At 60.8% G+C, this 25,827-nt stretch carries 24 protein-coding genes; 8 read left to right on the plus strand and 16 right to left on the minus strand.

Translation table 11 applies throughout. The features are described from left to right. Nucleotides 1-8: 8 nt before the first annotated feature. From ATN84_RS17085 to ATN84_RS17120, 8 genes are all read right to left on the minus strand, one after another. Nucleotides 9-428: a proton-translocating transhydrogenase family protein gene (locus tag ATN84_RS17085; protein ID WP_068882870.1), complete on the minus strand. Its 420-nt coding sequence runs from the start codon at nucleotides 426-428 to the stop codon at nucleotides 9-11. Then, nucleotides 428-1,708, minus strand: coding sequence for a Re/Si-specific NAD(P)(+) transhydrogenase subunit alpha (locus tag ATN84_RS17090; RefSeq protein WP_068882871.1), 1,281 nt, complete (start codon nucleotides 1,706-1,708; stop codon nucleotides 428-430). Before ATN84_RS17090 ends, ATN84_RS17085 begins: the two co-directional genes overlap by 1 nt. Nucleotides 1,709-1,892: 184 nt before the next feature. After that, nucleotides 1,893-2,114 carry an aa3-type cytochrome c oxidase subunit IV gene (locus tag ATN84_RS17095; protein ID WP_068882872.1) on the minus strand — a complete coding sequence of 74 codons (222 nt, stop codon included), beginning with the start codon at nucleotides 2,112-2,114 and terminating at the stop codon, nucleotides 1,893-1,895. 251 nt (nucleotides 2,115-2,365) lie between these two features. Then, nucleotides 2,366-2,515, minus strand: coding sequence for a DUF3096 domain-containing protein (locus ATN84_RS17100; protein ID WP_082766373.1), 150 nt, complete (start codon nucleotides 2,513-2,515; stop codon nucleotides 2,366-2,368). Nucleotides 2,516-2,565: 50 nt separating this feature from the next. Next, a complete protein-coding gene (locus ATN84_RS17105; RefSeq protein WP_068882874.1) occupies nucleotides 2,566-3,312 on the minus strand; it encodes an N-acyl amino acid synthase FeeM domain-containing protein in 747 nt (248 codons plus the stop codon). A 150-nt stretch (nucleotides 3,313-3,462) separates the two neighbouring features. Beyond that, entirely contained in the window at nucleotides 3,463-5,772 is a 2,310-nt protein-coding gene (locus ATN84_RS17110) for a putative bifunctional diguanylate cyclase/phosphodiesterase (RefSeq protein WP_068882875.1), read from the minus strand. 396 nt (nucleotides 5,773-6,168) lie between these two features. Next, on the minus strand, nucleotides 6,169-9,639 hold the full coding sequence (locus ATN84_RS17115; RefSeq protein ID WP_068882876.1) for an indolepyruvate ferredoxin oxidoreductase family protein: 3,471 nt from the start codon (nucleotides 9,637-9,639) through the stop codon (nucleotides 6,169-6,171). 268 nt (nucleotides 9,640-9,907) lie between these two features. Further along, a complete protein-coding gene (locus ATN84_RS17120; RefSeq protein ID WP_068882877.1) occupies nucleotides 9,908-10,666 on the minus strand; it encodes an SDR family NAD(P)-dependent oxidoreductase in 759 nt (252 codons plus the stop codon). A gap of 396 nt (nucleotides 10,667-11,062) precedes the next feature. Here ATN84_RS17120 and ATN84_RS17125 point away from each other — a divergent pair, with 396 nt between their 5' ends. Together ATN84_RS17125 and ATN84_RS17130 are read left to right on the plus strand one after the other, a co-directional pair. After that, nucleotides 11,063-11,644, plus strand: coding sequence for a TRAP transporter small permease subunit (locus ATN84_RS17125; protein WP_068882878.1), 582 nt, complete (start codon nucleotides 11,063-11,065; stop codon nucleotides 11,642-11,644). Next, entirely contained in the window at nucleotides 11,637-13,421 is a 1,785-nt protein-coding gene (locus tag ATN84_RS17130; protein WP_068882879.1) for a TRAP transporter large permease, read from the plus strand. The genes ATN84_RS17125 and ATN84_RS17130 overlap by 8 nt, the downstream gene beginning before the upstream one ends. Before the next feature lie 65 nt (nucleotides 13,422-13,486). Here ATN84_RS17130 and ATN84_RS17135 read toward each other — a convergent pair whose 3' ends face one another. Further along, on the minus strand, nucleotides 13,487-14,593 hold the full coding sequence (locus ATN84_RS17135; protein ID WP_068882881.1) for a TRAP transporter substrate-binding protein: 1,107 nt from the start codon (nucleotides 14,591-14,593) through the stop codon (nucleotides 13,487-13,489). A 248-nt stretch (nucleotides 14,594-14,841) separates the two neighbouring features. On the opposite strand from ATN84_RS17135, the gene ATN84_RS17140 reads away from it, so the two are divergent. Beyond that, nucleotides 14,842-15,621 carry a gamma-glutamyl-gamma-aminobutyrate hydrolase family protein gene (locus ATN84_RS17140; RefSeq protein ID WP_068882883.1) on the plus strand — a complete coding sequence of 260 codons (780 nt, stop codon included), beginning with the start codon at nucleotides 14,842-14,844 and terminating at the stop codon, nucleotides 15,619-15,621. 2 nt (nucleotides 15,622-15,623) lie between these two features. On the opposite strand, the gene ATN84_RS17145 is transcribed toward ATN84_RS17140, so the two are convergent. From ATN84_RS17145 to ATN84_RS17160, 4 genes are all read right to left on the minus strand, one after another. Then, complete coding sequence (locus ATN84_RS17145) at nucleotides 15,624-16,121, minus strand: hypothetical protein (protein ID WP_153020280.1); 498 nt, start codon at nucleotides 16,119-16,121, stop codon at nucleotides 15,624-15,626. 91 nt (nucleotides 16,122-16,212) lie between these two features. After that, nucleotides 16,213-17,187: a 2-hydroxyacid dehydrogenase gene (locus ATN84_RS17150; protein WP_068882887.1), complete on the minus strand. Its 975-nt coding sequence runs from the start codon at nucleotides 17,185-17,187 to the stop codon at nucleotides 16,213-16,215. Between the two features lie 85 nt (nucleotides 17,188-17,272). After that, nucleotides 17,273-18,292: a LacI family DNA-binding transcriptional regulator gene (locus ATN84_RS17155; RefSeq protein WP_068882889.1), complete on the minus strand. Its 1,020-nt coding sequence runs from the start codon at nucleotides 18,290-18,292 to the stop codon at nucleotides 17,273-17,275. A gap of 120 nt (nucleotides 18,293-18,412) precedes the next feature. Further along, nucleotides 18,413-18,901 (minus strand): MarR family winged helix-turn-helix transcriptional regulator, encoded by a 489-nt coding sequence (locus ATN84_RS17160; RefSeq protein ID WP_068882891.1) that lies wholly within the window; start codon nucleotides 18,899-18,901, stop codon nucleotides 18,413-18,415. A 242-nt stretch (nucleotides 18,902-19,143) separates the two neighbouring features. Here ATN84_RS17160 and ATN84_RS17165 point away from each other — a divergent pair, with 242 nt between their 5' ends. The 3 genes from ATN84_RS17165 to ATN84_RS17175 all read left to right on the plus strand — a co-directional run bounded on the left by ATN84_RS17165 (nucleotide 19,144) and on the right by ATN84_RS17175 (nucleotide 22,193). After that, entirely contained in the window at nucleotides 19,144-19,905 is a 762-nt protein-coding gene (locus ATN84_RS17165) for a creatininase family protein (protein WP_068882893.1), read from the plus strand. A gap of 191 nt (nucleotides 19,906-20,096) precedes the next feature. Then, nucleotides 20,097-21,215, plus strand: coding sequence for a CobW family GTP-binding protein (locus tag ATN84_RS17170; RefSeq protein WP_068882895.1), 1,119 nt, complete (start codon nucleotides 20,097-20,099; stop codon nucleotides 21,213-21,215). Between the two features lie 3 nt (nucleotides 21,216-21,218). Further along, nucleotides 21,219-22,193 (plus strand): WD40 repeat domain-containing protein, encoded by a 975-nt coding sequence (locus ATN84_RS17175; protein WP_068882896.1) that lies wholly within the window; start codon nucleotides 21,219-21,221, stop codon nucleotides 22,191-22,193. A gap of 21 nt (nucleotides 22,194-22,214) precedes the next feature. On the opposite strand, the gene ATN84_RS17180 is transcribed toward ATN84_RS17175, so the two are convergent. After that, nucleotides 22,215-23,159 carry a threonine/serine dehydratase gene (locus ATN84_RS17180; RefSeq protein WP_068882898.1) on the minus strand — a complete coding sequence of 315 codons (945 nt, stop codon included), beginning with the start codon at nucleotides 23,157-23,159 and terminating at the stop codon, nucleotides 22,215-22,217. A 50-nt stretch (nucleotides 23,160-23,209) separates the two neighbouring features. Between ATN84_RS17180 and ATN84_RS17185 the strand changes: the two genes are divergently transcribed. Both ATN84_RS17185 and ATN84_RS17190 read left to right on the plus strand, forming a co-directional pair. Further along, nucleotides 23,210-23,509, plus strand: a complete 300-nt coding sequence (locus ATN84_RS17185) for an ArsR/SmtB family transcription factor (protein WP_068882900.1) — start codon at nucleotides 23,210-23,212, stop codon at nucleotides 23,507-23,509. Nucleotides 23,510-23,561: 52 nt separating this feature from the next. After that, nucleotides 23,562-24,254, plus strand: a complete 693-nt coding sequence (locus tag ATN84_RS17190) for an endonuclease III domain-containing protein (protein WP_068882902.1) — start codon at nucleotides 23,562-23,564, stop codon at nucleotides 24,252-24,254. On the opposite strand, the gene ATN84_RS17195 is transcribed toward ATN84_RS17190, so the two are convergent. Further along, nucleotides 24,236-25,351, minus strand: a complete 1,116-nt coding sequence (locus ATN84_RS17195; protein ID WP_068882904.1) for an alkene reductase — start codon at nucleotides 25,349-25,351, stop codon at nucleotides 24,236-24,238. The genes ATN84_RS17190 and ATN84_RS17195 overlap by 19 nt on opposite strands. Nucleotides 25,352-25,378: 27 nt before the next feature. Beyond that, nucleotides 25,379-25,669, minus strand: coding sequence for an ArsR/SmtB family transcription factor (locus ATN84_RS17200; RefSeq protein ID WP_068882906.1), 291 nt, complete (start codon nucleotides 25,667-25,669; stop codon nucleotides 25,379-25,381). Between the last annotated feature and the right edge of the window lie 158 nt (nucleotides 25,670-25,827).

Raw genomic sequence — 25,827 nt, forward strand, 5'->3', positions numbered from 1 at the left:
TCAGCCCCTCACTTTTCTTTTTTCTTGTACATGGCGAGCATGCGCTGCGTGACGAGGAAGCCGCCGAAGATGTTCACGCTGGCAAGCACCAGCGCGATGAAGCCGAAGCCGGTCGCCCAGCCCGAAAGCGACAGGCCGACCGCCAGCAGCGCCCCCACCACGATGACCGACGAGATGGCGTTGGTGACTGCCATCAGCGGCGTGTGCAGCGCCGGCGTCACCGACCAGACGACGTAATAGCCGACGAAGATCGACAGGATGAAGATGGCGAAGCGGAAAACGAACGGATCGACCGCGCCGCCCGTTGCCGCATGTGCGGCCGCGCCTGCCGCATCGGCAACGCCCGACGCGCTTTCCGCGGCCTGGCGCACGGCTTCGACAGCCTGGTTGAGCCCGTCGAGGGCTTTATCGAGTGCCGTATCGGCCATTATGCCTCTCCTCCCGTCTTGGGTCCTGCCGCTTTCCTGCTCCGCTTCGCGGGCGCCTTGGCAGCGTCAGTTCCCGATGCCGCTTTTGCCGCCGTCTTGCGCACTGCCGGCTTTTTCGCGGCCGGTGCCGTCGGCTTGGCAGCCGTCGCCGTCTCTGCGAAGGTCGGATGCACGACCGCGCCGTCATGGGTGAGCAGCGTCGCCTTGACCAGTTCGTCGTCGAAATTGATCTTCAGCGTCTTGCTTTCCTTGTCGGTAAGCGTCTCAAGGAAGGCGACCAGATTGCGGGCATAGAGCTGCGACGCCGTTGCCGCGATGCGGCCCGGCACGTTCAGATGGCCGACGATCTTGACGCCGCCGGTCTCAACAACCTTTCCAGGCTGCGCACCTTCGACATTGCCGCCTCGCTCGACCGCCAAGTCCACCACGATGGAACCCGGACGCATCGATGCTACCATCTCCTTGGAGACGAGGCGCGGCGCCGGGCGACCGGGGATGAGCGCCGTGGTGATGACGATATCCTGTTTGGCGATGTGGTCTGCAACGAGTGCGGCCTGCTTCGCCTGATACTCTTTGGACATCTCCTTGGCGTAGCCGCCAGCGGTTTCCGCCGCCTTGAACTCCTCATCCTCGACTGCGATGAACTTTGCGCCGAGCGAGGCGACCTGTTCCTTGGCGGCGGGGCGCACGTCCGTTGCCGTAACCACGGCGCCGAGCCGGCGCGCGGTTGCGATGGCCTGAAGGCCGGCGACACCGGCGCCCATGACGAACACCTTGGCTGCCGGCACTGTACCGGCCGCCGTCATCATCATCGGCATGGCGCGGTCATATTCGGCGGCCGCGTCGATCACCGCCTGGTAGCCGGCGAGGTTCGCCTGGCTCGACAGGACGTCCATCACCTGCGCGCGCGTGATGCGCGGCATGAATTCCATGGTGAAGGCGGAGAGGCCTGCGGAGGCGAGTTCGCGTACCGCGGCCTCGTTGCCATAGGGATCGAGCATGGCGATGAGCACCGCGCCCTTTTTATAGCCCTTGAACTCGGCCAGGGAAGGTCGGCGTACTTTAAGGATCACATCCGCTGATTTGGCGTCGCCGGCGCTGCCGATCTTTGCCCCGGCCGCTTCGAACTCGCTGTCGGGAATGCGCGAGAGCGTTCCCGCTCCCTTCTCCACGACAACGGAAAAACCAAGGCCGGCGAATTTCTTCACAGTTTCCGATGAAGCCGCGACGCGCGGCTCGGTCGAATCCGTTTCTTTGGGAATGAATATCGTTTGAGCCAAGCCCGTCCTCCCTCTCGCCGGTTGACGCCGCCCGGAAGGTCCAGGCGGCGGATATGGATATGCTATGAGCAAACCCGGGGAAAGTGGAAACGGGGAAAATTAGGAACCGTTTTTCCCGGAAAAGTTAGAACGACTTTCCGTTCGGACCTGCCTGAAGAAAAAAGCCGCTCCGGGCCGTGGCGTTTTAAAGAAGGAACCAGGCAGCGACGCAGATCAGGATGAAGAGAACGGTCGCGGAGAAAATGCCGCCAACGAAGAAACCGAACGCCATTGCGATGAGCACGGCGACAACCGCCACAGTCCCCCATTTGGTGACTGCCAGAAAGCCGGCATAGGTCTTTTCGTGCTCCGCATATTCCATGGGCGCGCCCAGTTCCGCCGGTGCGGTATTGTGATGTTCAGCCATGTGTTCAACCTCTTCGGAATTCGTCAGCACGCCATAGCGAAAACGCCGCGCAAGTGCAATGCGACGGGTAACCGCGCCCGTCTTTTCCTGTTGGAGAGCGGTAAATTGGCGGGGCTATGTTGCTTTACAGCGCCGTGCGTCCGTTAGGACGCTGTAAATTATTGACTCTACGCATCAGGCTTTCCGAAAATCGATTCCGATTTTCGGGCCGATGCTGTAGCCGGTCTGGCAGCACCTGAAAAAGAACCGTTTTAAGCAAAAAGCTGCGGAAACAGGCCGACGAGACCGATAAGGATGAGATAAAATGCCACGATATAATTGAGGAAGCGCGGCATGATCAGAATGATGATACCGGCGATGAGCGCAATCAGCGGCGTGACGGCAAGTTGCGAAATCATGATCTTCTCCTCGTTTAAGCTCGGATAGCGTAGATTCATCAACCTACAGCGACTCAGGCCCCAAGACCTGTATATTTTGCCGTGGGCAGAATTGTGAGGGGCACGGCACCGGCCTCGAGGCTTGCAAACATGTTGCGCCGTTCATGCGGCTGCGACTTGAAGAAGGGATAGCGGATCGCGACCATATCGCGGATCGCCCGGATCGGTGCGCCGCTCAAGCCTACGGGGATGCCATATCCCTCATGCTGCCTCGGCTCCACCATCGCCTGCGAGCCGAAGATGCGCTTGTAGAACGCCGCGTGCTCGGGCTTGACGGAAGCCAGACAGAAATCGGCGGCGAAATATTCCGAAGCCATCGCCGCGATCCGCAAGGTTAGATAAGGAATAGCCGGAAATTCGCTCAAGACCGCCGGCTCGCTGGCAAAACGGGTCGGGTCCACGAAGCTCATTCCCCGGTCGAGCATTGGACCGAGAATGTCGGGAAAGAGTTTGAAGCTCGTGCCCTTGCGGTGATCCGGGGTGATATGATGGATGCGTAGCGTGCTGACCAGTTGCTGGTCGATATACATGCCATAGACATAGGCATGGCTGTCACGATCCAGATCATCGATGATGGCGCCATCGAATTCGTCGTTCATGACATTGCGCGTCATGTAGGAACGGTAGCGCAGCCGCCCGATTTCCTCGAAATCCTCGGCGCTTACCACACGACGATATTCGACTCGATCGAGAAAATTCAGAAGTTGTCGTGCAAAGTTCGAGATTGGCGGGCTTTCCGCCGAAATAGCTGTCGCGTTCATCGTCCACCTGAGCCCCACCGCGGACCAAATCACTGGTGAGGATAAGCAGGTTTTGCCCCCTGTAAAGGGACGTCGATAATTTGAGCTTATTCTTAAATATTCCGGGAAAGCGGCGCCCGCGAGAGCACATCCCAACTAATAGGGATAAAATTACATTGCCGTCGGCAGCATTTTCCTGCTTTCCTCTGGCAGGGGAAAGCTCTTGTCGATGAGGGTGGAAATGGCGTTGGCGGGAAGCGGCGCGCCAAGCAGATAACCCTGAACCAAGTCGGCACCCGCCGCTCCCCTGATGAGGGCCAGCTGTTCCTGCGTTTCCACACCTTCCACCGTGACGCCAAGCCCCATCTCGTGGGAAATCTGTGTCACGCCGCGCAGCAGCATCAGCGAGCGCCGATCCGTTGTGATGTCGTGGACGAAGGAACGATCCACCTTCACCTTGGTCAACGGCAGCGTATTGAGATAGCTGAGGCTCGAATAACCGGTCCCGAAATCGTCGAGCGCGACGTTGATGCCCGCATTCTTGAGCTGCTGGAGCACACTGCAGGTCTTGTTGCGATCACTGATGATCGCGCTTTCCGTCACCTCCACTTCGAGGAGGTTCGTCGGCAGGCCGGAATTCCTCAAAGCGGACGCGATGATGTGGGTGATGTCGCTGTTTTTGAGGTCTATGGCGGAAAGATTGACCGACACGCCGATACGGTCGCCCCAGTTCACGCAATCGATACAGGCCTGCTCCAGCATGAAACGGGTGATATCGGTGATGATGCCCATTTCCTCGGCCAGCGGAATATAATCTGCGGGCGAGATCGGTCCGAGTTCCGGATGATCCCAGCGCGAAAGCGCCTCGCAGGAGACGATGCGAAGCGACTGGGTGCTGACAATCGGCTGGTAAACCACCTTGAGCGAGCCATTGGCAATCGCACCGCGCAGATCGTTCTTCAGCCGCTGCCGGCTGCGATATCTGACGTCCATCGCCTCTTCGAAGATGGCCCAGCTGCGGTTCTCACTCCCTTTCGCCTCATAGAGCGCTAGGTCCGCCTTGATATGAAGGCTCTGGAGGTCGAAACGCGAGACGGGCGCAAGCGCCACGCCGGCGTTCACTTCGACCTGCACGCTGTGATCCGACAGTCGGTAAGCACCGGAGACGGCTTCCAGCAGTTGGTTCATCATTGGCGCGATATCGGCTTCCGCCCCCGAATCGGGCATGAAGATCACGAATTCGTCGCCGCCGAAGCGCGATGGGATGAAGCGGGTCGGGTCCATGTCGCCGAGGCGTTCCGCCAGCTTCTGCAGCAACTGATCGCCGACATGATGGCCGAGCGTGTCGTTGACATGCTTGAAATCGTTGATGTCGAGCACGACGAGAGCCATCCGCTTGCCGTGCACCCGGCGCGCAAGCAGCGATTTTACCAGCGATTCGAAATGCATCCTGTTCGGCAGGCCGGTAAGCCCGTCATAGCGGGCCATATGCTGGATCTGCGCTTCCGCCTCGATACGCTGGGTAACATCCTCGAAAATCAGCACGGCACCCTCGTCGCGGCGCTGGTTGCAGCTGAACTCGATGTAGCGGCCGTCGGAAAACTGGAACAAGTCGCGCTCGCGTCGCCCGGTCAGGAGATCGTCGATCAGTGTCCGGATATTCTCCAGTTTGGAGCGGGGGAAAAGCCCGTGCAGCGTGCAGTAGCGCAGCACGGTTTGCAGCGAGCGGCCGGTAAGATCGGTATCTGGCGAGATCTGCAGAAGCGACACCGCCTTGTTGTTGACAACGACAAGCTTGCCCTCACCGTCGAACATGATGAGGCCTTGCGGCATGTTGTTGAGCGCTGCATCGAAACGCCCCGCCACAACCGCCAGCTCCCGCCGTCCCATGACTGCGGCGAACAGGAACTCGCGCAGGCCGTTGGCCATCTGGATATTGCTCAGGAAATAGGGAATGAGCAGGAATCCGATGATCATGTGAAACGTGCTCCCCGCCAGCACGAAGCCGACCAGGACGGGGATGAGGCTGCCTGCCGACATGACAACGACGGCGGCTCGTGATGCATAATTGCGGCCGACGATCGAAACCACGGATGCAAGCAGGATCGAAAGGCTGGCAAGCTCGGCGAATGAATCCTTGACCACGTAAGTGCTGAAGAAGCACATCGAGCCCAACGTCAGACATACGGCCGATGCGCCGAGCAGATACCGGAATTCCCATTTGTTGAGCTGCTGATGTGTCGGATTGGCAAGCGCCGCCCGGTCGAACCGGCTCATGTCGAAAAGACGCGCCAGTGCTATGACAGTGAATACGCCGGCAAAAACGAGGAAGGAAACATTGCTCGTCTTCAGATAAATGACCGCGCAAGCGATCACATGGGCGAGCATTCCAAACCACAGCGTTGCGCGATTTCCATAGAGGGATCGCACGAATGAGAGACGGATATCAGCTGGAATTTCGGTTCTTCGGCGCCAAGCCATATTCGATATACGTCCCTTTCCCTCGGAACATTATTACAGTAATGGCTTAATAATACGTTTCTCAAAAATGAACCCAGCGCCGCAAGCGCGGCTGCCAAGGATCGGATTTACCTATACTGCACATTCCGCAACATATAAAACAGATTATTATATTTTAAAGATAGCGCCTCAAGTTTACATGCTAAACGACAGCAAATTCTTCTATCCTCTATAAGATGTATTATTAAATATACAGGCTTCAGGGCTCTCTAAATTACCCATTTATCGCATACACTACATGCAGGACGAAAACTTATCTGTCGGCATACAAAACAACACCGACATGCACCACACCGCACGGAAACCGCCGCACGGATCCGGCAAAGAACCGTCATGCGTCAATCTGTAATTATGAGCCTATTCCGCCGCAACGGCAATCGGTGCCGATTCCTTGCCGCTTCTGTGGAGGAAATCGCCGCGCAGCCGCATCGCCTGTTCCACGCTCTTCTGCTTCACATGGCCGAAGCCGCGTATGGTTGAAGGATAGGCCGCGAACTCGCTGATCTCACCCGGATCGCGCCGGCCAAGCCACTCCTTGATCATCGCGAGATCGGCTTGATATTGCGCCAGCAATGCGTGTTCACGCTTGCGTTCCGACAGATAGCCGAAGGGGTCGAAGGCCGTGCCTCTCAACCGCTTCAGCCACGCAAGCAGTGAAAAGGCCCGCATCATGTAAGGCCCATAGCGCGACTTGACCGGCTCGCCTTGCCTGTTTCTCCGGGCAAACAAGGGCGGCGCCAGATGGAATTCCAGCCTGTCGAAGCTCTCAAACTCCCGCGAAAGCTGCTTGGCGAACGCGCCGTCAGTGTAAAGCCGCGCCACCTCGTACTCATCCTTGATCGCCATCAGTTTGAAGAGATTGCGCGCGACCGTCTCGGTTATGACGGTCGAGCCGGGCTTCGCCGCCGCCTCGCGCCGCCGCATGTCCTCCACCTGATCGAGATAACGCTGTGCATAGGTTGCATCCTGATAATCGGTGAGGAAAGCCGCGCGCCGCGCAATGATCTCATCGAGCGTCTGAGCTCTGGGCTGATCTTCGCCGCCCTTCACCTGATCGATCAGCGTCTGAACGCTTTGCGAGTCATACGCCGCGCGCCGGCCCCAACGGAACGCCTTGATGTTCATGTCGACGGCCTGGCCGTTCATCTGGATCGCCTCTTCGACCGCTTCGGGAGAAACCGGCAGACCGCCTTCCTGGCAGGCAAAGCCCAGCATGAACATGTTGGCGCCAATGGCATTGCCGAACAGCGCATTGGCAGCTTTCGTCGCGTCGAAGAAATGCGCCTTGTCGTCACCCACGGCATCGCGGATCGCCCGCTTCAGCCGCTCGACCGGCAGGGAGAAATCGGCATTGCGGGTAAACTCGCCGGGCATCACTTCCGCGGTATTGGCGACGAAGATGGTCTCGCCTCGCCGCACGCTCGCCAGCACCTTCTTCGCGCCGGAAACCACGAGATCGCATCCGAGGATCAAATCGGCCTTGCCCGCCGAGACCCGGATCGAATGGATATGCTCGGGCGATTTGGCGATGCGCACATGGCTGAAGACCGAGCCGCCCTTCTGGGCGAGGCCGGCCATGTCGATCATGCCGCAGCCCTTGCCTTCCAGATGCGCGGCCATTCCGAGAATGGCGCCCACGGTCACCACGCCGGTGCCGCCAACGCCGTCGATGATCGCCGCCCAGCCGTGGCTCAGATCCGCCACGCGCGCGAGGGGCACGCCCTCCAGCGGGTCAGCACCGCCGACGCTGCCTTCCGCCTTGCGCAGTTTCGCCCCGTGCACGGTGACGAAGGACGGGCAGAAGCCATTGACGCAGGAGAAATCCTTGTTGCAGCTGGATTGGTCGATACGGCGCTTGCGGCCGAATTCCGTCTCGACCGGCTGAACGGAGACGCAATTGGATTTTACCCCGCAATCACCGCAGCCCTCGCAGACGAGTTCGTTGATGATGACGCGCTTGTCGGGATCGGGATAGGTGCCGCGCTTGCGGCGCCGGCGCTTCTCGGCGGCGCAGGTCTGATCATAGAGCAGTACCGAAACGCCCTTTACATCGCGCAGCTCGCGCTGCACGGCATCGAGATCGTCGCGATGATGAATGGTCATGCCCTCGGGAAACACCTGCGATGGGCTGTATTTGCCGGGCTCGTCGGTAACGAGCGCAATCCGCTGCACGCCTTCCGCACGCACCTGCCGGGCGATCATATCCACCGTCAGCCCGCCCTCGTGCGGCTGGCCGCCGGTCATCGCGACCGCATCATTGTAAAGGATCTTGTAGGTGATGTTGGTGCCGGCCGCGAGCGCGAAGCGCAGCGCCAGGATGCCCGAATGATTATAGGTACCGTCGCCGAGATTCTGGAAGATGTGCTGGCGTTTCGAGAACGGCGCTTCGCCCACCCAGTTCGCGCCCTCGCCGCCCATGGCGGTGAAGCCGACGGTCTGGCGATCCATCCAGAGCGCCATGATGTGGCAACCGATGCCGCCCGAGGCGCGGGAACCTTCCGGCACCACCGTCGAGGTGTTGTGCGGACAGCCCGAGCAATAATAGGGCGTGCGCCCGGCGATGTCCTTGGTATCGGCGAGCATCGCCTGGAACTGCCGCAGCCGTGAAATCCGGTCGGCGATCTCGTCGGAATGGCCGATCACCTTGAGGATGCGTTCACCCACCGCGATGGCGATATCGTTCGGGTCGAGCGCACCCTTCACCGGGAAGAGCCAGCCGCCGCGCTCGTCCTTCTTGCCGACCACCGTCGGCTGCATGGCGGTGCCGTAGAGATCCTCGCGCACCTGCACCTCGATCAGCGAGCGCTTCTCCTCGACCACGATGATGGTTTCGAGCCCGCGGGCAAAATCCTTGATGTGTTCGAGATCGAGCGGCCATGGGCAGGCAACCTTGAAGAGCCTGATCCCCAGTTGCTGCGCGCGATGCTCGTCGATGCCGAGATCGTCGAGCGCCTGGCGCACGTCGAGATAGCTCTTGCCGACGGTGATGATGCCGAGCTTGGCCTTGCGTCCGCCGGTATAGACGATGCGGTTGAGCTTGTTGGCCCGGACGAAGGCCGCCGCAGCCCCGCGTTTATATTCATGCAGCCGCGCTTCCTGCCCCAGGAAATCGAGTTCGTTGCGGATGTTGAGGCCGCCGGGCGGCATATCGAATTCCGGCTGAACGATGTTGATGCGTCCGAGCGAGGCGTCGACGGAGGCCGTCGATTCGATATTGTCCTTCACGCATTTGAAGGCGGTCCATGTGCCCGCGAAACGCGACAGCGCTATGCCATAGAGCCCGTAGTCGATGATCTCCTGCACGCCTGCGGGATTGAGGATGGGGATCATCGTATCGACGAAAAGAAATTCCGTCTGATGCGCGTTCGTGGAGGATTCGGCCGTATGGTCGTCCCCCATCATGGCCAGAACGCCACCATATTTGGCCGAACCGGCGAGATTGGCATGGCGGAACACGTCGCCCGAACGGTCGACGCCCGGTCCCTTGCCGTACCAGACGGAGAACACTCCGTCATATTTGCCTTCGCCGGTGATATTGGCCTGTTGCGCACCCCAGCAGGCGGTCGCGGCCAGTTCCTCGTTCAGCCCCGGCTGGAACAGGATATTGGCTTGTTCCAATTGCCGGCGGGCGCGCCAGAACTGCTGGTCGACGCCGCCCAGCGGCGAGCCGCGATAGCCCGAAACGAAACCCGCCGTATTCAGCCCGGCGAGACGGTCGCGCTCGCGCTGCATCAGAAGCATGCGGATCACCGCCTGCGGTCCGGAGACGAAAATACGCTCCCGCGTCAGGTCGTATTTGTCGTCCAGCGTAATGTCGTGCATGGTCATCGGCATTCCTCCACGCCCGATAACCGGAGCCTCGCGCACCGGTTCGAGCAGCCGCCGGCGACACCACCCCAATCTCCCGGTGCCGCCATCCATGTATATCAATGTTGGTATGCCGGACGCTCCCGTCAAACAAATTCGTTTGTGCGGCGCAATAGCGAAAGAACCGCCATTTTCCAGGGTTTTCAGGGTCAGTTTATGTCTTGAGAGGACGCCAAAGCGCAACAGCGTTACATCGGCTGTTTTCGCGCCATTTCAGACGATTCGCCGATCAGCCCTGAAGGCTGTGCCCACCGTCGACGGTAATGATCGTTCCGGTCATGTAACGGCTCGCGTCGGAGGCGAGCATCAGCACCGCGCCGTCGAGATCCTGCGCCTCGCCGAGCCGGCGCATCGGGTTGCGCGCCTTGAGAAATCCGCTGGCCGGCCCTTCCAGCACCGTCTCGTTGAGCCGGGTCGGAAACCAGCCCGGCGCGATCGCGTTGACGCGGATATCGTGGCACGCCCATTCGAGCGCCAACGCCCGCGTCATCTGCGACACCGCCGCTTTTGACATGGCATAGGCGGCGGCGCCCTTTTGCGGCCGCTCGGCCAGGATACTGGTCGAATTGATAATCGCTCCGGCGCGGCCGGCTGCGATCAGCCGCCTTGCGGCCTCCTGCGCCACACAGAACGCCCCCGCGACATTGACCTCGAAGACATGTTCGAGCATTTCGCGCGTCGTATCGAGTGCGCGCGCCATATGCGCCACGCCTGCATTGTTGAAGACGACCGTTACCGGCCCAAGCCGTGCCTCGGCCTCGTCGAAGGCCCGCTGCACCTCATCGGCATGGGTCACATCGGCCAGAATATCGATGATCTCGCCGCAGCCCTGCTCCCTGCCACGCTCCGGCGCATGTGTCCGCGAAATCGAAATGACGTTGGCGCCATGCCCCGAAAGCACTTCGACCATCCGCAACCCAAGACCGGAAGAACCGCCCGTCACCGCAATGGTTTTTCCGGCCACGGAAAAAAGTGCTTCATCGGTCATTTGATAGTCACACGCCTGAGAATTCGAGGAACGACTGGAGGATTCACGAATCCTTTCTTAGAGGCTGCAATGTATCGTGACAACTGCGGGACATCGGGCATCCCCGATCATTCTGAGAGCGTTCGATTGCTTCGCAACAGGCTGTATCGATACTGTAAGAGAGCGATTGATGCTCACGCCGCGAACTTCAGCCAAAATTCAACACCGCAGACGCAACAACACGCAATAAAATCGCCTCGATCTAAAGTGTTATTGCTTACGAGGTTGAAGGAGCCGGCCTTCGCTGTTATCGAAGCATCAAAATAGATCGGCGAGACGGCCAAAACCGGTCGTCCGATCAAACCTATAAGGGAAAATGCCGCCTGTTCGCAGGGTGCCGTTCTTGGGAGGAAATCCATGACATTCCTGCTCGGCCTGTCCGGGCTGATCGACCGTGTCAACGAATTCGTCGGCAAAAAGGTCGCCTGGCTCATTCTCCTGGCCGTTCTCGTCAGCGCCGTCAATGCCGTGGTGCGCAAGGCATTCAACATGTCCTCCAATGCCTGGCTGGAACTGCAATGGTATCTGTTCGGCGCGGCCTTCCTGCTCGCCGCCGCCTATACGCTGCAGCAGAACGAGCACATCCGCATCGATATCCTCTATGGCAATCTCAAGCGTCGCACCCAGCACTGGGTCGACCTGTTCGGCCATATCTTCTTCCTGATGCCTTTCGTTATCCTGATGATCGCCTATTTCATTCCCTATGTCGGCCTCTCCTACCGCAGCGGCGAGATGTCGCCGAGCGCCGGCGGCCTCATCCTCTGGCCGGCGAAATCGCTGCTGCTGATCGGTTTCGTGCTGCTCGGCCTCCAGGGCATTTCCGAGATCATCAAGAAGATCGCGGTCATGCGCGGCATTATCGATGATCCAAGTCCCCATCTGAGCAAGGAAGAGATCGCGGCACAAGAAGTTGCGCTCGCGGAGGGCCGCGATGATTGAGTTCATTGCCCAGAACCTCGCGCCGATCATGTTCGCCTTCCTGGTGATCTTCCTCCTGATCGGCTATCCCGTCGCCTTCGCGCTCGCCGCCAATGGCCTGCTCTTTTTCGTCATCGGCGTGGAACTGGCGCCGTTTTCGAACGGCTCCATCACGCTTTCATGGCCGCTTCTCTACGCCCTGCCCGAGCGCTTCTGGGGCACGATGTCCAATGAGACGCTGTTGGCCATCCCTTTCTTCACGTTCATGGGCATCATCCTCGAACGCTCCGGCATGGCCGAGGACCTGCTCGATACCGTCGGGCAGCTGTTCGGTCCCATCCGCGGCGGGCTCGCCTACGCGGTGATCATCGTCGGCGCGCTGCTGGCTGCCACGACAGGTGTGGTCGCCGCATCGGTCATCGCCATGGGACTGATCTCGCTTCCGATCATGCTGCGCTATGGCTATGACCGGCGGGTGGCGACCGGCGTCATCGCCGCATCGGGAACATTGGCGCAGATCATACCGCCCTCGCTGGTGCTGATCATCCTGGCTGACCAGCTCGGGCGCTCGGTCGGCGATATGTATCACGGCGCGCTCATTCCCGGCATGGTGCTCACCGGGCTCTATCTCGGCTATGTCGCCCTCGTTTCGATCTTCTTTCCGAAATCCATGCCTGCCCTGCCCAAGGAGGCGCGCACGCTCGGATCGGGCATCACATCGCTGCTGGCCGCGTTCGCTGTCACGGGCGCCATCGTCTACGGCGCCTATAGTTTGCTTGCCGGGCGCGGCACCGCCAATGCCGGGGTCTGGGCCGCCACGATCGGCATCGTCGTGATCTATGCGGGAACGCTCATCGACAGGGCCATGAAACTCGGCATGATGTCACGGCTGGCCCAGCAGGTCGTCATCGTGCTGATCCCGCCGCTGGCACTGATCTTCCTCGTGCTCGGCACCATCTTCCTCGGCATCGCCACGCCGACCGAAGGCGGCGCCATGGGCGCGGTCGGAGCGCTGCTGATGGCCGCATCGAAGCGCCGCCTGAACTTCGATGTGATGAACCAGGCGCTCGCCGCCACCACGCGGCTTTCCGCCTTCGTCATGTTCATCCTGCTCGGCGCGCGCGTCTTTTCGTTGACCTTCTATGGCGTCAACGGCCATCTCTGGGTCGAGCATCTGCTGGTGTCCCTGCCAGGCGGCGAAACCGGCTTCCTGATCGCGGTCAACATTCTGGTCTTCATCCTGGCGTTCTTCCTCGATTTCTTCGAGCTCGCCTTCATCATCGTGCCGCTTCTGGCACCTGTCGCCGACAAGCTCGGGATTGATCTCATCTGGTTCGGCGTGCTGCTCGGCATCAACATGCAGACGAGCTTCATGCATCCGCCTTTCGGCTTTGCACTGTTCTACCTCAGGTCGGTGGCTGCCAGGGTGCCCTATCTCGACAAGATCACCGGCAAGCGGATCGAACCGGTCAAGACGAGCCAGATCTACTGGGGCTCCGTACCCTTCGTCGTTATCCAGATCATCATGGTGACGCTCACCATCATGTTTCCGCAGATGGTCATGCATTATAAGGGTCCCGTGGTCGATCCGGGTTCGATCGAACTCCAGATACCGGGAATGCCGGATCTCGGCGGAGGCGGGCTCGGCCTGCCGCCGCTGGGCGGTCCCGATGGCGGCAATTCCGACGGCGGCCTGGGTCTTCCCCCGCTCGCCCCGCTTGACGCACCGGACACGCAGCCAGCCGCTCCGGCAGAGCCCACGCAGCCCGATCTGAGCCAGCCGCCGACATTCGATTGAGCAGACGCAAAGAAAAGCCCCGGCGCATCGCTGCACCGGGGCCATTGGTCGAATGAAGCGGCAGCTTAGAGTTTGTTGTTGCGCTGCTGCACCATCATGAACGTGTCGTAATTGTATTCCGCGATCTGTGCATAGAGGAAATGCTCGTTCCTGAATGCCTTGATCGACTCCCACACCTTCTTGAACTCGGCATTATTGGCCATGATCTCGTCATAGACCTGGTTGGTCGCATCGAAGCAGGCGCTCAGTATCTCCTGGCTGAACGGACGCAGCTTGGCGCCCGATGCCACCAGCTGCTTGATGGCGGTCGGGTTGAGATAATCATACTTCTGCAGCATGTTGGCATCCGTCGCCTGCGCGGCGGTCCGCACCAGCGACTTATAGTTTTCCGGCAGCTCGTCATACTTGGCCTTGTTGAACATGAGATGGACGGTCGGGCCGCCTTCCCACCAGCCGGGATAGTAGTAATAGGGCGCGACTTTCTGGAAGCCGAGCTTCTCGTCATCATATGGCCCGACCCATTCGGCCGCGTCGATCGTGCCCTTTTCCAGTGCCGGATAGATATCGCCGCCGGCGATCTGCTGAGGCACGACGCCGAGCTTTTCCAGAATCTTGCCGGCAAAGCCGCCGACGCGCATCTTCAGGCCCTTCAGATCGTCGACCGTTTTGATTTCCTTGCGGAACCAGCCGCCCATCTGAACGCCTGTATTGCCTGCCGGCAAGGCATGCAGGCCCTGCTTATGGAAGAACTCATTCATCAGGTCGATGCCGCCGCCATGATACTGCCAGGCATTGCGGCCCCGCGCGTTCAGCGAAAACGGAACGTCGGAAGCGAGCGCCCAGGTCGGGTCCTTGCCCCAGTAATAATAGGCGACGGTGTGGCAGAGCTCGACCGTACCGGCAGCAGCGGCATCCGCCGCCTGCAGGCCCGGAACGATTTCACCGCCGGCGAAAACCTGGATCTGGAAATTGCCGTCCGTGGCTTCTGATATGTGCTTTGCAAAGACCTCTGCCCCGCCATAGATCGTGTCGAGCGACTTTGGAAATGAGGAGGTGCAGCGCCAGGTGATTTTCGGATTCGACTGTGCGATGGCTGGTGCAGCCAATGTCGACGCGGCGGCAGCACCCGCGCCCATCAAGCCAGCATTCTTTATGAACGAACGACGGTCCATATATTTCCTCCCGATTTTCTTCTCAAATACGATCACCGATGCCGGACATGGGTGATTGTATTGCCCCCTTCCGACCATCGCGGCCTAACATACATGCTCGCATTGCGCTGTCCACATTTGCTGGGGCAATATCATACTTTGTGCTACACGGCCGCGCTTTCGGCGCCCATTGGAAAAATGCTGCGGGCACCTTAAGTTAAGCGAATTCGATCAATGATCTGCCTGCGGGCAGGTTTCGGAAAGCCGCCATGTCACACCCGTCGAAGCCCCTTGTCGCCGTCACTTCCGATGTGCGTGTTTTTGAAAACTACACCTGGCATGCAGCGCCGGATCAATATCTCACGGCGGCGATAGAAGGAGCGGAGGTCACGCCGCTGATGGTGCCGTCCTATGGCGACGCGCTCGACCTCGATGCAATTCTCGGCGCGGTCGATGGCGTGCTGGTGACGGGCTCGAAATCGAATGTCCATCCCTCGCTCTACGGCGCGGAACCAACCGAGGCGCATGAGCCCTTCGATCCGGCCCGGGATGCGACGTCCCTGCCGCTCATCCGCCACGCCATCGAACTGGGCGTGCCGCTTCTGGCCATCTGTCGCGGCATTCAGGAACTCAACGTGGCTCTCGGCGGCACCCTTGCCACCGAAATCCAGGAACTGGCCGATCGCATCGACCACCGCGCGCCGGAATCCGAAAGCCAGGCGGAGCGCTTCGCCATTCGTCACCCGGTGCGCATCAAGCCCGGCTCATGCCTCGCCTCCATCATGGAAGCGGATGCGGTTCAGGTAAATTCGGTACATCGGCAGGCGATAGACAACCCCGCACCGCGCCTTGAAATCGAGGCGACGGCGGAAGACGGCACCATCGAAGCCGTGTCGGTGAAGGCTGCCAAGAGCTTTGCCGTCGGCGTGCAGTGGCATCCCGAATACTGGGTTCGCACCGACAGTGCCTCGCGCAAGGTCTTTGCAGCCTTCGGCGATGCCGTGCGCGCCCACAAAGCGGCTCGCGCCCGCCTCGCAGCTGCCGAATAAGATTAGTTTGCCGCCAGATTATCCGCAGCGAGCGCTGACATCGATAACAGCACCTCGCCGGGTCTGACCGATTCATATTGCAGACCGTCGCCTTCGGCGAACTCTACAACGGCGCTGCCCTTTTGATCGGCGAAGACGATGCTGCCGTCATCCTGCCGCTGCCATGTCATCGCCTGCAGAAGGCGGGGATAAACCGCCAGGCACCCGGCCTCAACGCGAAGCGCGCCACTCTGCGCAACGGCATATTTTGTCGCATGAGCGAGACAGGTTCTTTCCTCACCCGCCGAGGCAAGTACGAATGTTTCAGGCTTCAGCGAAACGACACTGCTCCTTCGGCGCACCTCGAACGGTACCTCCTGCGGAGCGATGGCAACCGTGGTCAGGGGATCGATCCCCACTTCGGCAGCGGCTTCGTGTGAGGAAAACAGGCCGGATTGGCCTATGCCGGCAGCAAGAAGCACGATGAGCAGGCCGCCCATTGCAACATTGCGAGAAATCATTGCTTCACCATCCTTTCCGTGACGGGATCAGGACCGGCAACCCGAAAAGGATGGTAAGCAAACGTGGTAAATGCCGCGTTAAGAAACCGTCTCAGGCATGGCGCTTGACGTTGACCGTCTCAGGCACCGGCGTCAACGGCGCACCATCCCCGAACCAGGCGATGAGATTGTCCACCACGAGATCGGCCATCGCGCGCCGCGTCGCCTGGGAGGCGGAGCCTACATGCGGCAAGAGCGTGGCGTTCGGCAGATCGATCAGCGCCTGCGGCACATGCGGCTCGTCGGCGAACACGTCGAGGCCGACTGCGGCAATGGTGCCGTTGCCAAGCGCCTCGATCAGTGCCTCCTCGTCAACGACGCTGCCGCGCCCGATATTGATGAGAACGCCGTCAGGCCCAAGCGCCCGCAGCACTTCCGCGTTGATGGTCTTCTCCGTCCCCGCCCCGCCAGGCGCAACCACGATGAGCGTGTCGACAGCTTCCGCCAGCTCGAGAAGCGTGGGGTAATAGTCATAAGTCACGCCATCGGCTTTGCGGCGGTTATGATAGGCAATCGGCAGGCCGAAAGCCTCGATCCGCCGACCAACGGCCTTGCCGATCCGCCCAAGCCCGAAAATCCCGACGCGGCGGCCGCGCAGCGACAGCTTCGTCAGTGGGTAATTCCCCTGGTTTTCCCATTTGCCCTCGCGCAGCCATGCCTGCGCCTGAGGCAATTCCCGTACCGTGTCGAGCAGCAGGCCCAATGTCGTGTCGGCCACTTCCTCGGTCAGCACATCGGGCGTGTTGGTGACCATCACACCGGCGGACTCGGCATAAACGGCATCCACCTTGTCATAACCGACCCCAAAATTGGCGATGATTTCCAGATTGGGCAGCGCGTCCATGACCGGACCATCGATCACGGCATTGGCGGCAATGCCGCGCACACGCGCCGCGAGCTCGGGTGTGACCAACGCCGGATCGCCCTCTTTCAGCGTTTCGATCCTGAACGTCTTGCCGAGGCGCTCGACGGCATGCGGATGGAGTGCCCCGACGACAAGGACAGTCGTTTCATGCGTTCCGGTCATGATGGTCCAATTCCTCCCTGATTTGGAGCATGATCCCGAAAAGTCGCAGGTTTTTCGGACAAAATCATGCGGCTAAGAATGAGTCTTACCGGTTTTTCGGCTTTGCAGTCGATTGCCGGATGCGCAGCTCCGGCTTGATGAGTTCCTGGCGTGGCGGTGCGCCAACGCCGTTCAATTGGTCGAGCAGCGCGCGCGCCGCCCTGAGACCCACCTCGCGCTGGCCGTTCCAGACGGTCGTCAGCGCCGGGGTGGCGATCGCCGCTTCCTCGAGATCGTCATAGCCGGTGACGGAAATGTCCTCGCCCGGCACCAGTCCAGCCCGCGCGATGCCGTTCATCAGGCCTATTGCCGTCAGATCGTTCCAGCAGACGGCCGCCGTCGGCTTGTCGATCAGCGCCAGAAACTGCGGCGCCACCTCGAAGCCGCCCTGCTTGGTGCGCGGTCCGGGAATGCGCCACTCCGGCTTCACCGGCAGCCCGGCCTTTTCCATCGCCACCACATAGCCGTGATAGCGGTCGCGGCCGGTCGATGTCTGGTCGGTGCCGCCGATCATGGCGATCCGCGTGTGCCCGAGCGAGATCAGGTGATTGGTGGCAAGCCCGATACCATAGGAATCATCGCCACGGAAAACCGGCACATTGGCCTCTTCGACAGTACGCGCGATCAGCACCACCGGAAGACCGTTATCCTCTGCAAGCTGGATATCGGCAGCGGGCGTGCCGATCGCCGGCGACATGATGACGCCATCCGCGCCCAGCTGCAGCAGCGTGTCGATGAAAGTGCGCTGCTTTTCCAGCTGGTCATAATGGTTGGACAGGATGAAGGTCTGCCGCGACCGGTCGAGTTCCGATTCGATCGACCGCAATATCTCGGCGAAGAACGGGTTCATGATGTCATGCACCACGACGCCGACGATGCCCGAACGCGATGTCCTGAGACTGGCCGCGCGGCGATTGTAGATATAGCCGATGGCGCGAGCATGCTCCTTGATCTTTTCGCGGGTCTGGTCGGCCACCAGCGGGCTGTCGCGCAAAGCCAGCGAAACCGTTGCGGTCGAAACACCCAGCGCATCCGCTATGGTCGAAAGCTTGATCTTCTGGGCCAACGCGCCTTCCCGCACCTCGTCTACACCGATCGGAGCAAATCGGTTGAATTATTATGCGGGATTTATGCCACCCCGGTTGGGGAATTGAAAGGTTTTTTGCTGATTACGGCGTCAAACGCTCTATTCCACATATTCTTCTTCGGGCGCCTCTTCTGCCTCGTCGGCCGGACGGACGGCATCGCGCACCGACAGATTGGCCTCAAGCCGGTTAAGCAGTTTGAGAAGCGTCTTGCGCTCCTTCTTGTCCAGCCCGCGCAGCGCATCCTTTTCCGTCTTGCGGATCGACTTTTCGATAGTCTTGATCACCTCGCGCCCGCTGTCGGTGAGAAAGACATGCGCCTGCCGCTGATCCTTCTCCGACGGCTGTTTCGTCACGAAACCTTGTGACTGGAGGCGCGCGATGGTCTTGGTGACGGTCGGCGGCCGCACGCCGAGGCGCTGCGCCAAGACACCGGGCGGCAGCCCGTCTTCCGTCGCCAGTTGCAGCATGATGGCATCCTGCCCGGCATAGAGCCCGTGCTCCAGAAGCCTTGTTGCAAGCGAGGTGCGCCCCAGCCTTGCGGCCGATTGCAGCCGATACAGGATGGCGGGCTTGCGTTCCTTAGTCATGTGAGCTCCCCATACGCCTGGCTCCACGAAAATGACTTTCGCAAGATCATAAGTCGGCTTCCCCTTCAGAGCAAACACTTCCGAACAGATCGGCGGCTCCGTCCTTGCCGCCCAATGCCCGCTTCGCTACGCTGGCTTAGGAATGTGACAGGAGAATAACATGCGGCTTTGCATATACGATCCTCCCGCCATCGTGGCGCGGCCGGCGCCTTGGCCGAAACGCCCAGCGGAGGCCGCACGAGATGGGTGACAGAAGAACAATCGTCGTCCTGCCGCTCGGCGCCCATGAGCAGCATGGGCCACATCTTCCCTTTGAGACCGATACCCTCATCGCCGACGGGATCGCCGCCAGGACCGCCGCCGCGCTCCCGCCTGATCTCGACGTCCAGTTCCTAGCCGCCGAACCGGTCGGCTACTCCATCGAGCATATGGGTGCAGCCGGCACCAGAACCCTTGCCTTTGCAGAAGCGGTCAACCGCTGGATCGGCATCGGCCAGGATCTCCATGCCGGCGGTATCCGCAAGCTGGTCATGCTGAATGCCCATGGCGGCAACTCGCCGCTGATGACCGTCGTCGCGACCGAGCTGCGCGTGCGCCTCGGCATGCTGGCGGTCGCCACCAGCTGGACGCGCTTCGGCCTGCCGGAGGGGTTGATTTCGCCGGAAGAAAAAGTGCTCGATATCCATGGCGGTTTCATTGAGACCTCGGTGATGCTGGCGCTCCGCCCCGACCTTGTGGACATGGCAAAGGCGCGTGATTTCTCAAATGCACAAAGCGAATTCGCCAGGGATTTTCGCTATCTGCGCGCCTACGGTCCTCACGCCTTCGGCTGGAAGATGAGTGATCTCAGCCTGGACGGTGTCGCCGGCAACGCCACCCGCGCCAGCGCCGAAGCCGGCGAAAAGCTGCTCGATCACGCGATCGCCGGCTTCATCGAGCTCCTGCGCGATGTCGATCGTTTCGACCTCTCCCGCTTCGATGCGTCGGCCCCTGCCGGCAGATAAGGACGCGGAGCATGTTGTTTTCCTGCGCCGGCCTTTATAGAAACCTTGTCGGACAAAACCCGGCGGATGGCACGAACGTGATGTAATATTATAGCATTGCATGTGGCATTCGCCCCGCCCTTCCCTTATATGAATTCTCCAATCTAGAATCTCACGCTAGCTGAGCGCCGCAACGCCAAAGAGGCACGAGAATGAGCCAAGCCCAAGCAACCGCATCCGCCCCCGCCACTGAAGCCGCCACCCAAATCCCCGTCACCGTGCTGACCGGCTATCTCGGCTCCGGCAAGACGACGCTCCTGAACCGCATCCTCACCGAAAACCACGGCAAGCGCTATGCGGTGATCGTCAACGAGTTCGGCGAGATCGGCATCGACAACGACCTCATTGTCGAGTCGGATGAAGAAATCTACGAAATGAACAATGGCTGCATCTGCTGCACGGTACGCGGCGATTTGATCCGCGTCGTGGAAGGCCTGATGCGCCGCCCCGGCCGCTTCGATGCCATCATCGTGGAAACGACGGGCCTTGCCGATCCCGTACCCGTCGCCCAGACCTTCTTCATGGATGACGACGTGCGCGGCAAGACATTGCTTGATGCCGTCGTCGCCCTGGTCGATGCCAAGCACCTGCCGCTGCGGCTGAAGGACAGCCGCGAGGCCGAAGACCAGATCGCCTTCGCCGACGTGGTGCTCCTCAACAAGACCGACCTGGTGACGCCCGAAGAGGCCGATAAGGTGGAAGCCACGATCCGCGCGATCAACCCCTATGCCACCATCTACCGCACCGAGCGCGCCGCCATCCCGCTCGACAAGGTGCTCGACCGCGGCGCCTTCGACTTGAAGCGCGCGCTGGAGAACGATCCGCATTTCCTCGACCATGATCATCCCGATCATGTCTGCGGCCCGGATTGCGATCATGACCACCACCATCATGGGCACGATCACCATCACCACCATGACCATGATCATCACGATCACGATCATCATCATCACCACGACCACGCCTCGCCGATCCATGACGTGACCGTCACCTCGGTTTCGCTGCGCACCGGCGAAGTCGACCCGGAAAAATTCTTTCCCTGGATCCAGAAGATCACGCAGGAGCAGGGGCCGAACATATTGCGTCTCAAGGGCATCATCGCCTTCAAGGGCGACGAGGACCGCTATGTCGTGCAGGGCGTGCACATGATCATCGAGGGCGACCACCAGCGCGCTTGGAAGGAAGGCGAAAAACGCGAGAGCCGCCTTGTCTTCATCGGGCGCGAGCTCGACCACGACGCGCTGAAAGCCGGCTTCGAGAACTGCAAATAAGACATGCCGACAGTAGCCCCGCTCGACATCACCGGCCATTGCGTCGCCGCGCGTTTTGTCTCCGGCACCCCCTTCTTCGCGCTTGCCGATGGGACCATCCACCGCCTCGACAACGGCCACAAGGTGACAGAAGCCCATGACGGGCTTCTCAGCGCCACACGCTCCCTCGACGGGAAATCGCTACTGACCGGCGGTGAGGATGGCCGCATCTGCCGTACCGGACTGAACGGCGAAGCCGAGGAACTGGCCTCTTTCCCGCGCAAATGGATGACATCAATCGCCTCCGGGCCGCAGAGTGCCGTCGCTTTTGCTTCCGGCCGCAACGCCTGGGTGCGCGGGCAGGACGGCAAGGTCAGGGAGTTCCAGCACCCGCGCAGCGTCGAGGGCGTCGCCTTCGCGCCGAAGGGCATGCGCCTCGCCATCGCCCGCTATAATGGCGTGACGCTGCATTGGGCCGCCACCGAGGGAAAGCCCGTGGAGCTCGAATGGAAAGGCGCGCATGTCGGCGTGACCTTTTCGCCCGATGGCCGCTTTCTCGTCACCGCTATGCAGGAGAATGCGCTGCATGGCTGGCGGCTGGAGGACAACCGCCACATGCGCATGACCGGCTACCCCTCCAAAGTCAAGGACTGGTCGTGGAGCATCAAGGGCAAATGGCTGGCGACATCAGGCGCGCCCGCCGCGATCGTCTGGCCGTTTTCCGGCAAGGACGGCCCGATGGGCAAGGCTCCCATGGAGCTGGGTTTGCGTGGCGACAGCATGGTCAGCGCCGTTGCCTGCCATCCGGCGGAAGATATCGCCGCCGTGGGTTATTCGGACGGTATGATCCTCGTCGTCCGCTTCGCCGACCAGAAAGAGGTGCTTTTGCGCCGGCCCGGCAAAGGGGCGATCACCTCGATGGATTGGGATGAAACCGGCCGCCGCCTCGCCTTCGGCTCCGAGGCCGGCGATTGCGGCGTGGTGGACATCTCGGCCTGACGGATCGCCCGCAAGGGCATCTCAATCGAAATGAACGGCGGTCGTGTTGGCTCCGCACAGCAGGACCGCCACATTCTCCTCCGGTCTCGGAGCATATTTGCCCGACAAAAGCGCGGCGAAAGCCGTCGCCCCTCCCGGTTCCGTGACGACCCGCAGCCTGTCCCAAAGCATCTTCTGGGCGGAACGTATCTCCTCGTCGGAGACGAGAACGGGCTGCTCGGCAAAGGCCTGCGCAATCGGGAACATGAGTTCGCCGACACGCTTCGGCGCAAGCGAGTCGGCGGCGATGCCTTCCGCCGGGGCGTCAACCGGATGCCCGGCCTCGAATGCTCGCCACAGCGTCGGAGAGCCTTCTGGCTCGACAGCGACAACTTTGACGCGCCCGCGGAACCAAGCGGCAATGCCGCCGATCAGCCCGCCGCCGCCGACGGCGACCAGCAGCGTATCGATATCGGGAATATCCGCGTCGATCTCGCAGCCGATGGTCCCCTGCCCCTGCAGCGTCTCCACTTGGTCATAGGCGTGGACCGCCATAGCGCCTCGCTCCTCGACGAATTGGTGGCTGGCGGCAAGCGCATCGGCATAGCGTTCGCCGGCAATGACAAGCTCCGCCCCGTAGCCGCGGATGCGCTCGGCCTTGGCGGGCGAGGTGACGCTCGGTATGAAGATGGTCGCCGGAATGCCAAGCCGCATGGCTGCATAGGCCACGGCCGCTCCGTGATTGCCGCCGGAAGCCGCGACCACGCCAGCCTTCGGAACCGGCCTGCCCAGCAGATTGGCGAAGGCCCCACGCGCCTTGAACGAGCCTGAATGCTGCAGATATTCAAGCTTGAAGCCGACGCGGCCCGGCCTCAGACCGAAATCGGCCGCGTCCGTTTTCAATATCGGCGTGCGGCGGATATGTGGACGGATCAGCCGCTCCGTTTCACGGATGCGTTCGGGCGTGATCGGCGTGTCGGAAAGCATATGCGGCTCCATGGATTGACAATCACTTTGTTACTTAGCAAAGTGACGAAATGCAAGAGGTCGATCTTATCAAGGCGTTGGCCAACGACCGCCGCCTCGCCATTCTCCGCTGGCTGAAGGAGCCGCAGGCGCATTTTTCGCCACAGGTGGACGGTGACCTGGTGGAGGACGGCGTCTGCGCCGTTCTCATCGCCGAGAAGCTGGGGATCAGCCAGGCGACGCTCAGCGAGCATATGCGCATTCTCGTCCAGGCCGGGCTGCTGCGGCCGAAACGCATCAAGCAATGGATATTCTACAAACGTGACGAGGAGCGGATGGCGGCGCTCGCAACGCTCATTGCGGGCCTTTGAGTAATTCAGGAGTCCGTTGCATTCGTTCCTTGTTTGTTCTTAAATCAGGAGCATGCAACTGCACCTGCCAATAGAGGCGCCGCAGCCCGTGGAGGCTGTGCATCGCCAGCTCGCACAAACGTTCGGCCGGCCGCCGGAACGGCCGCGGCTCGATCCGGCGAGCCAGTTCATCCGCGGCATGCTGAGCGTGCGCACGCATGGCGAGGTATCGCGGGATGTATTCCAGCGTCTACAGCAGCGCTTTCCCAATTGGAAAGGTCTGGAGGGAGCCTCTTTCAACGAGATGTGGAACTTGATCGCCGACATCACGCTGGCGGAGAAATATGCACGCTACATCCCGCAGGCGGTGCGGAACATCATCAGCCTGAGAGGTGCTTTCGATCTCGATTTCCTGCATGACTGGCCGGTCAGGTCAGCCATGCAATGGCTCGAGCGCCTGCCCGGCGTCGGCGTGAAGATCGCCGCTTCCACGCTCAATTTCAGTACATTGCAGAAACGGGTCCTCGTCATCGACACGCATCATCTGCGCATCGCCAAAAGGCTGGGGCTCGTCGGGCCGCCGGCCTCCATCGAAGAGGCCTATCCCGTTCTCGAGCGCCAGCTTCCCGATAATTGGGATGCCGGCGCTCTCGAAGAACATCACTGGCTGATGAAGCGTCTTGGGCAGACCATCTGTACAGCCCGTGCTCCATCATGCGGGCAGTGCCCGCTCAAGAACTTATGCGCCTACGCCAAGGCGGGATAATCGATATAGCCCTTGGCGCCGCCGCCATAGAAGGTGGTGTTATCTGGCGTGTTCAGCTCTGTCTCTTCCTTGAACCGGCGCACGAGATCGGGATTGGCGATGAACTGCTTGCCGAATGCGACGAGATCGGCACGGCCCTGCGCAACCGCCGCTTCCGCCATTTCGCGGGTATAACCGTTGTTCAGCATCCACGCGCCCGTGCCGCCCGCATTGCGATAGGCCGCCTTGAAGGCCGCATAGTCGAAAGGCTTATCCCCTTGCTGGTGGTCACGCGCCCCTCCGGTCGCGCCTTCGATGACATGGATGAAAGCCAGGCCGTAAGAGGCGAGCTTGCCGGCGACATAATCGAAAATCGGTTGCGGATCCGGATCGGACGCATCATTGGCGGGCGTGACGGGCGAAAGACGAATGCCGGTGCGCCCTCCTCCGATAGAGTCGGCAACGGCCGCCACCACTTCGAGCGGGAAACGGGCACGGTTCTCGATCGAGCCGCCGTACTCGTCGGTACGGTGATTGGACCCTGAGCGCAGGAACTGGTCAATCAGATAGCCATTGGCGCCATGGATCTCCACGCCGTCGAATCCGGCCTCCTCGACCGCCGCCTTTGCCGCGCGGCGGTAATCTTCAATGATTCCGGGCAGTTCACTCCTGTCCAACGCCCGCGGCTCCGACGTTTCCATGAACGTTCCATTGCCATCGGCATCGATGACATAAGTCCTTGATTTCGCCCGTATCGCCGAGGGTGCCACCGGCGCAGCTCCGCCCGGCTGCAGTGAGACATGCGACACACGCCCCACATGCCAGATCTGCGCGACAATCTTGCCGCCCTCGGCGTGCACGGCGTCGGTCACCTTCCGCCAGGCGGCGAGCTGCTCCTTTGCATAAAGCCCCGGCACGTCGGCATAGCCCTGTCCCTGCTGGGTGATGGCTGTTCCCTCGCTGATCAGCAGCCCAGCCGTCGCGCGCTGCGTATAATAGGTGACGCCCATATCGGTCGGCACCCCATTCGGCGAGCGGTTGCGCGTCAGCGGCGCCATGGCGATGCGGTTGGCGAGTTCAAGGTCGCCGGCTTTGATCGGATCAAAGAGTGTGGTCATCGATACATGCCTTTTGCTTGGGGGATTTCAGAGATCGGAGAGCGATTTGAGGAAAACCGCGATGGTCTCCTCATTGCGCTTATAGAAAATCCATTGCCCGACGCGGCGAGAGGTCACGAGTTCCGCGCGGGCAAGCGTCGCCAGATGCGCCGACACCGCCGATTGCGACAGCCCGCAATTGCGCTCGAACCCGCTGGCGCAGACGCCCATTTCGAACGGATGCTCCTGGGTAAAATGCTTCTCCGGCTCCTTCAGCCAGTTCAGCATGTCGAGCCGGGTCGGATGCGCCAGCGCCTTGAGGATTTCGTCGCGGTTCATGGGTAGCCTCATAGATCGGGTACAGTCGATACATATATCGTGCTTGTCCGATATACAGCGACAGCCCTCATCACATTGCCGTGAAGTCCCCCAGGCGAATGCTTTCCTGTGGAACACACCCCCTCCCCGCATTGCCTTGATTGCGCCCATGAGCGGTC

It is taken from the genome of Paramesorhizobium deserti, from assembly GCF_001558695.1.
GTDB classification, from domain to species: domain Bacteria; phylum Pseudomonadota; class Alphaproteobacteria; order Rhizobiales; family Rhizobiaceae; genus Paramesorhizobium; species Paramesorhizobium deserti.

Excerpts from the sequence above, each read along its gene's own strand:
- ATN84_RS17180 (WP_068882898.1), bottom strand. The coding sequence starts at position 23,159 with ATGCTTTCCGACACGCCGATCACGCCCGAACGCATCCGTGAAACGGAG.
- ATN84_RS17190 (WP_068882902.1), top strand. The coding sequence starts at position 23,562 with ATGCAACTGCACCTGCCAATAGAGGCGCCGCAGCCCGTGGAGGCTGTG.
- ATN84_RS17185 (WP_068882900.1), top strand. The coding sequence starts at position 23,210 with ATGCAAGAGGTCGATCTTATCAAGGCGTTGGCCAACGACCGCCGCCTC.
- ATN84_RS17145 (WP_153020280.1), bottom strand. The coding sequence starts at position 16,121 with ATGATTTCTCGCAATGTTGCAATGGGCGGCCTGCTCATCGTGCTTCTT.
- ATN84_RS17135 (WP_068882881.1), bottom strand. The coding sequence starts at position 14,593 with ATGGACCGTCGTTCGTTCATAAAGAATGCTGGCTTGATGGGCGCGGGT.
- ATN84_RS17125 (WP_068882878.1), top strand. The coding sequence starts at position 11,063 with ATGACATTCCTGCTCGGCCTGTCCGGGCTGATCGACCGTGTCAACGAA.
- ATN84_RS17105 (WP_068882874.1), bottom strand. The coding sequence starts at position 3,312 with ATGAACGCGACAGCTATTTCGGCGGAAAGCCCGCCAATCTCGAACTTT.
- ATN84_RS17200 (WP_068882906.1), bottom strand. The coding sequence starts at position 25,669 with ATGAACCGCGACGAAATCCTCAAGGCGCTGGCGCATCCGACCCGGCTC.
- ATN84_RS17120 (WP_068882877.1), bottom strand. The coding sequence starts at position 10,666 with ATGACCGATGAAGCACTTTTTTCCGTGGCCGGAAAAACCATTGCGGTG.
- ATN84_RS17085 (WP_068882870.1), bottom strand. The coding sequence starts at position 428 with ATGGCCGATACGGCACTCGATAAAGCCCTCGACGGGCTCAACCAGGCT.
- ATN84_RS17165 (WP_068882893.1), top strand. The coding sequence starts at position 19,144 with ATGGGTGACAGAAGAACAATCGTCGTCCTGCCGCTCGGCGCCCATGAG.
- ATN84_RS17195 (WP_068882904.1), bottom strand. The coding sequence starts at position 25,351 with ATGACCACACTCTTTGATCCGATCAAAGCCGGCGACCTTGAACTCGCC.
- ATN84_RS17115 (WP_068882876.1), bottom strand. The coding sequence starts at position 9,639 with ATGACCATGCACGACATTACGCTGGACGACAAATACGACCTGACGCGG.
- ATN84_RS17175 (WP_068882896.1), top strand. The coding sequence starts at position 21,219 with ATGCCGACAGTAGCCCCGCTCGACATCACCGGCCATTGCGTCGCCGCG.
- ATN84_RS17170 (WP_068882895.1), top strand. The coding sequence starts at position 20,097 with ATGAGCCAAGCCCAAGCAACCGCATCCGCCCCCGCCACTGAAGCCGCC.
- ATN84_RS17130 (WP_068882879.1), top strand. The coding sequence starts at position 11,637 with ATGATTGAGTTCATTGCCCAGAACCTCGCGCCGATCATGTTCGCCTTC.
- ATN84_RS17160 (WP_068882891.1), bottom strand. The coding sequence starts at position 18,901 with ATGACTAAGGAACGCAAGCCCGCCATCCTGTATCGGCTGCAATCGGCC.
- ATN84_RS17095 (WP_068882872.1), bottom strand. The coding sequence starts at position 2,114 with ATGGCTGAACATCACAATACCGCACCGGCGGAACTGGGCGCGCCCATG.
- ATN84_RS17150 (WP_068882887.1), bottom strand. The coding sequence starts at position 17,187 with ATGACCGGAACGCATGAAACGACTGTCCTTGTCGTCGGGGCACTCCAT.
- ATN84_RS17140 (WP_068882883.1), top strand. The coding sequence starts at position 14,842 with ATGTCACACCCGTCGAAGCCCCTTGTCGCCGTCACTTCCGATGTGCGT.
- ATN84_RS17110 (WP_068882875.1), bottom strand. The coding sequence starts at position 5,772 with ATGGCTTGGCGCCGAAGAACCGAAATTCCAGCTGATATCCGTCTCTCA.